Source organism: Dyadobacter bucti (assembly GCF_005869225.1).
Taxonomy (GTDB): Bacteria; Bacteroidota; Bacteroidia; order Cytophagales; family Spirosomataceae; genus Dyadobacter; species Dyadobacter bucti.
Genome location: NZ_SWFP01000037.1, coordinates 1 through 1186, shown reverse-complemented (window position 1 = coordinate 1186; position 1186 = coordinate 1). Strand labels below are relative to the sequence as shown.

Below are 1186 nucleotides of genomic sequence, written 5' to 3'. Positions count from 1 at the left end.
TGTAAGCTTTCCCGAAATTAGGACAGTGTAGGATTAGACTCGAAATGAGCTAATTTTAACTGTCACATGAAAAAGAAAAACTACTCAGAAACCCAGATCGTGGCGATCCTCAAACAGTATGAGGGTGGCCGAGAAGCTATGGATGTTTGCCGCGAATACGGCATTTCCAAGGCAACCTTGTTTAATTGGCGCAAAAAATACAGTGGTATGGAAGCTGCACAATTGAAAGAGCTGAAGGCTTTGCAGGATGAAAATCGACGATTGAAGCAGATGTATGCGGAACTAAGCCTGGATTACAAACTTGCAAAGGATATCATCGAAAAAAAGCTGTAGAGCCTTGTCAGCAAAAGGAACTTGTGGGATGGGCTGTTGAAGAAAAAGTATCCGTTGGCAGGGCTTGCCGGGTAGTTGGGTTACATCGATCTAAGTGGTACTACCGTAGCAGAAAAGATGATCAGCCAGTGATTGAAAAATTACGAGCATATGCGGAAGTCTACCCGACAAGAGGCTTTGACGACTACTATGGGAAACTTCGCAATGAGGGCTTAGTATGGAACCGCAAAAGGGTTCTAAGGGTTTACCGACTGCTAAATTTGAAGCATCGCCGTCGTCACAAACGGCGTTTACCAGCTCGAATCAAGCAGCCCTTACAGGTACCCAGTGAGCCAAACAAGAGTTGGAGCATGGACTTTGTCTCTGATGCGCTGGTGAATAAACGTAAGATCCGAGTGCTGACAATTCTGGATGATTGCAGCAGAGAAGTACTTGCAGCACATGCAGATTTTTCACTTCCTGCTCAGAAAGTAATCGATGTTTTGGAACTGATAGCATTAGCCAGACGATACCCCGAACAAATTCGGGTTGACAATGGGCCTGAATTTCTAGCAGATAAATTCAGGCAATGGTGTGAAGATAAAGGCATCGCAATCCACTACATTCAGCCAGGAAAACCGATGCAAAATGGATATGTGGAAAGATTGAACCGCACGTATCGCGAGGATGTCTTAGATGCCTATTTATTTGATTCACTTGAACAGGTTCGTATTTTGTCTGACGAATGGATGGAAGACTACAATCGCTTTCATCCGCATCAAGCACTGGCTGGCTTAGCACCGGCAACGTTTGTCAAGAAACTAGAAATGGATAAAGTCTAAACGTACACTGTCCTCATTAGGGTAAGGCTTCA

General features: G+C 44.4%; 2 protein-coding genes. Both read left to right on the top strand.

From position 1 onward, the window contains the following. The first annotated feature begins 66 nt into the window (after nucleotides 1-66). On the top strand, nucleotides 67-333 hold the full coding sequence (locus FBF61_RS34970; protein WP_090152365.1) for a transposase: 267 nt from the start codon (nucleotides 67-69) through the stop codon (nucleotides 331-333). A 23-nt stretch (nucleotides 334-356) separates the two neighbouring features. Then, nucleotides 357-1154 carry an IS3 family transposase gene (locus FBF61_RS34390; protein WP_205748366.1) on the top strand — a complete coding sequence of 266 codons (798 nt, stop codon included), beginning with the start codon at nucleotides 357-359 and terminating at the stop codon, nucleotides 1152-1154. Nucleotides 1155-1186: the final 32 nt, after the last annotated feature.

What these genes read in the sequence shown, in the direction of transcription:
- FBF61_RS34970 (WP_090152365.1), top strand. Translation starts at nt 67, where the DNA reads ATGAAAAAGAAAAACTACTCAGAAACCCAGATCGTGGCGATCCTCAAA.